This window comes from Streptomyces soli, from assembly GCF_003999195.1.
Taxonomy (GTDB): domain Bacteria; phylum Actinomycetota; class Actinomycetes; order Streptomycetales; family Streptomycetaceae; genus Actinacidiphila; species Actinacidiphila soli.
In genome coordinates, this window is the sequence record NZ_RJVR01000382.1 from 1 (window position 1) to 4210 (window position 4210).

At 67.0% G+C, this 4210-nt stretch carries 2 protein-coding genes and 1 pseudogene; all 3 read right to left on the reverse strand.

The features are described 5' to 3' along the window. Window positions 1–170 precede the first annotated feature (170 nt). Window positions 171–1331 carry an RNA-guided endonuclease InsQ/TnpB family protein gene (locus EFK10_RS45930; protein ID WP_206305853.1) on the reverse strand — a complete coding sequence of 387 codons (1161 nt, stop codon included), beginning with the start codon at window positions 1329–1331 and terminating at the stop codon, window positions 171–173. A 171-nt stretch (window positions 1332–1502) separates the two neighbouring features. After that, entirely contained in the window at window positions 1503–3158 is a 1656-nt protein-coding gene (locus EFK10_RS45935; RefSeq protein WP_127361566.1) for an IS1182 family transposase, read from the reverse strand. A gap of 121 nt (window positions 3159–3279) precedes the next feature. Continuing rightward, a pseudogene (locus tag EFK10_RS45940) lies at window positions 3280–4087 on the reverse strand (ATP-dependent DNA helicase); the annotation flags it as partial. Window positions 4088–4210: the final 123 nt, after the last annotated feature.

The following is a 4210-nucleotide window of genomic DNA, read 5'->3' on the forward strand; positions in this document are numbered from 1 at the left end:
GACGCCCTTGCCTTTGGCTAGCGAGTTAGTCTCACCTCTCCTCGTGGGGGACTTCCACCCCTTAGCGACCGGACATGTCCGGCGTACTCAACTTGACCCGGCCCTGAAGGACCGGGCTTGCAGGTAGGGCGCGACTGGCTGCCGCGTGACCTCCCGCGTCTGGCCACCTGCTAGGCAGGGGTTGGGACGCGTGACTCACGCCCCGCAATCCACGTAGTCTCGCCCTTGCGGGCGATGTTGCGCGACGCATTCAGGTCAGCGTGCGCAACGACGCCGCACGACCTGCACTGGAACCGGGCCTGCGAGGCCCGGTTCCTCTTGTCTATGTAGTCGCACTCGGAACACTGCCGGCTCGTGTACGCGGGGTCAACGAAGACCACCGGCACGCCGGCACGGCGTGCCTTGTACGCCAGGAACTGTCCGAGCTGGGCGAACGCCCAGGAATGCACCGCGGCCCGTTGGGGCCTTTTCAACCGAGCCCTCGTGCGGATTCCCTGGAGGTCCTCCAGGGCGATAGCGCGCGAGGTGCGTTCAGCCTCTGCCACGATGCGTTTCGAAATGACGTGATTGGTGTCGGCGGCAAACCGCCGCTCCCTGCGGGCCCGCTTCTTCAGCAGGCGCTTCGCCGACTTCGTGCCCTTCTTCTGCAGCTTGGCGCGGAGCCTGGCCTGCCGGGCCCGGTACCGGTTCAGCTGGCGCCCGGAGAAGATGTCACCGTCGGACGTCGTCGCAATGTTCACGATGCCGAGGTCCACACCCAGGAACCCGGTAGGGTCCGCGTTGACCTCCGCTTCGGGAACCTCGCAGGTCGCCAAAAGGTAGAACTCACCGTCTCGTTCGACGAGGTCAGACTCGCCCTTGCGGTACTCGCGCAGGACCTTCAAGTGGTCCGCACTCCCGACGAACCGCACGCCCTTCAGCCGGCCGGACGCTGTCCAAATGGACACCGTCCCGGCGTCGTGCTGCCAGGTGAGGAGTCTGTCGTCGTACGGCTGCGCAGCCTCCGGCCTGAAAGTGACCGGCTTCGATTCCGCCTTCACCCGGAGCTTCGAACCCGGCCGGCCCAGGTTCCCTGCCCGGATGTTCGCCTGTAGCGTCGTGTACGCGTCGCAGACCTTCTTGATCGTGCGTATCGCCGCCTGAGCACCCAGGCCGCAGGCCTTCAGGTCCGCGTAGACGACCTTTTGCAGGCCGAACTTGGAGAACTCCCGCTTGTCGAAGGCGACGCGGGACACCTGGTCGGCGGCCCTGTTGCACGCGAGCAGCGTCGAACGCAGCGCGACCGCCTCCTCAGAGGCAGGCAGCAGCTTCACGCGCACGACGATCTTCACGCCCACGATTGGTACCGTACGCGGCCGGACTGACAATCCCGTCCGCAGGTCGTGTACTTGCACACGAAGTGATCTCTGGGCGTTTCACGCCCAGAGATTCAGGAGCCGATTCCTCCCGGGGCTGAAGGACTCCGTTGGGAAATGCGTAAACGGGCTGGTGTGATCCTGTTGTCAGGCGGCAAGTTCGAGCTGGGCGAGGTGTGAGGTACGGGTTCCGCCGAGGGGTGTTCCGTTCATCCAGGCGTCGAGTCTGATGATATTGATGGCGGTGGCGGCTAAGACGTGCCCGAGGTGGGTCTTGGGCAGGCCGGTGTAGCGGGTGCGGCGGATACGGGTGCGCCGGACGGCCTGGGAGATGGTGCCCTCTACCCCGGCGCGGATGTTGTAGCGCTGCTGCCACTGGTCGGTCAGCTGCTCGCGGCGCCGGTCCTCCAGCGCTTCCTGCTGGTCTTGGGGCAGCAGGGTCAGGCTGCGGCCCCACTTGCCGTTCGCCGCCTTGGTGCACTTGCCGCGCACCGGGCAAACCGCGCAGTCCTGGGCGGTGAAATGCACCCGTGAGACGGGAGTACCGCTGCTCTTGCGCTGCTCGGACCAGCTGGCACTGACCTTCCCTTGGGGGCAGGTAGCCGTCCTAGCCTCCCAGTCGATCCTGAACGCGCTCTGCGTGAAGTGCTCGCCCTCGTAATTCTCGTGGCACGTGTCCAAACCGACAGGCCCCAGCAGCTCGATGCCGTGCGCGTCCCGCGCTGCCACGATGTGCGCGGCCGTGACATACCCGGCATCGACGTCGTGCTCATCAGGCAGCAGTTCACGTGCGGCCAGGCCCTGGTGGACGGCCTCGGTGACCTCGGTGTCCGTGACCGTGGCATCGGTGGTGGCCACGTGGGTGATCAGGTGCGGGGCGTCGGGTTCGCAGGTCTCGCTCAGGTGTGTCTTGTAGCCGCACCAGCCAGAGCCGCGCTTGGTCCCGTAGCGGGCGTCGGTGTCATACGGTGAGGACATACGGCGTCTGCCCGGCGGGAGATCCTTGCCCTCCCGCCAGCGCACCCCCTCACCGTCACGGTGGTACTGCTCCACCCAGGCCCGGCGCAGAACCTGGACTGCGGGGACCTCACGCAGCCAGATCGGGGCACCGGGGGCATAGACGGCCTCCAAGACGGTGAAGCCGTCGCGGCCGACCTGCTCGGCCCACTCCTGGCGGACGTTGTCGCCTTTGGGGAAGCGGTAGGAGTCGATCCGGGCGCCGTAGCGTTTGACCCAGTCGGCGGTGACCAGCGGGGACAGCCACTGCGGGGCGGCTGCGGCCAGCGCCTCCACCGCGGCGCGCAAAGTCTCGCCGACGAACTCCATCCGGTTCAACGTCCGCACCGCCGCCAGCACATGCGTGGAGTCGGTCCGCTGACGCCCCCCGCAACGCAGCAGTCCGAGGTTGGAGATCCGATCCAGGACCAGGTCCAGGAGCTTCTCCTCCAGGCCGTGCTCGATCAGCCGGGCTCGGAAATCGCTGAGAACGGAGAAGTCGAACCCCGGGTCGTCCAGCTCCAAGCCGAGGAGGAACTTCCAGTCCATGCGGCCCCTCACCTGGTCAGCGGCCTGCCGGTCGGTGTGGCCCTCGGCGTACTGCAACACTGAGACCAGCGCCAGCGCCCCCGGCGACACCGCCGGACGCCCCCGTGTCGAAAACGCCCCAGCGAAGGATTCGTCCTCGAACAGCGGGCCGAGCGCCTCACGCACACGGACAGCCAGCGTCCCCTTCGGAAACGACGCCCGCACCACCCGAGCCGTCAGCTCCGGCACCCCACGGTCGTCCCGAGATTCCAGCGACATCCGGCCCCACCCCTCGCTCCGACGAACAGAACGATCATGGCAACCTCAGCAAGCCGACGAAGCCAGTTTACGGATTTCCCAACGGAGTCCTGAAGCCCCAGGCTTCCTCGGCAGAACAGGGTGAACGGTGGATGGTGACGGCGTATGCGTGCGCCAGCTCGTCGAGCTGGTCGAAGTCGTACGGGACCTCCTCGTCCTCGTCGGTGAGCACGGTGAGTTTCTGCTCGCTGAGCGGTGTCACCACGCCGACGGTGCCGTTGAAGATGCCGTTCTGGCCCTTCTCGTAGTTGTTGCGGATCTGGTGTGTTGAGGTTGCCCGCGCCGGCCGGGCCCCGGTGCATCGGGGCCAGCACCTGGACGTCGCGGCGCGGGTCGAGGCCGAATTTCCGGGGGATCCTCCGGGCGACGACGTCGACCGTGAGACCGGCCGTCTTCTCGGTGTCGTCCTCCGGGAAGAGAAAGAAGTCAGGCAGGCCGTCGGTCAGCGGGGGCAGGCCCTCGTTGATCCGGTGCGCGTTGGTCACCACCCCGGATTGCTTGGCCTGCCGGAAGATCTTGGTCAGCCGCACCGAGGGGATCGGGCTGCCCGCCGCGAGCATGTCCCGCAGCACCTCACCCGCCCCGACCGAGGGGAGCTGGTCCACATCCCCCACGAAGAGGAGGTGCGCGCCGGGCGCTACGGCCTTGACCAGCTTGTTCGCCAGGATCAGATCCAGCATCGACGCCTCGTCCACCACGACCAGATCGGCGTCGAGTGGCCTGTCCCGGTCGTACGCCGCATCACCGCCCGGTTGCAGCTCCAGCAGCCGGTGCACCGTCGATGCCTCGGCCCCTGTCAGTTCCGCGAGTCGCTTCGCCGCCCGGCCGGTGGGCGCGGCGAGCACCACCTTGGAGTTCTTCGCCATCGCCAGCGTGACGATCGACTTCACCCTGTTCTGCCGAGGAAGCCTGGGGCTTCAGCCCCGGGAGGAATCGGCTCCTGAATCTCTGGGCGTGAAACGCCCAGAGATCACTTCGTGTGCAAGTACACGACCTGCGGACGGGATTGTCAG

Bases quoted from the DNA above. Each gene is read 5' to 3' on its own strand.
- EFK10_RS45935 (WP_127361566.1), bottom strand. From the start codon at position 3,158: ATGTCGCTGGAATCTCGGGACGACCGTGGGGTGCCGGAGCTGACGGCT.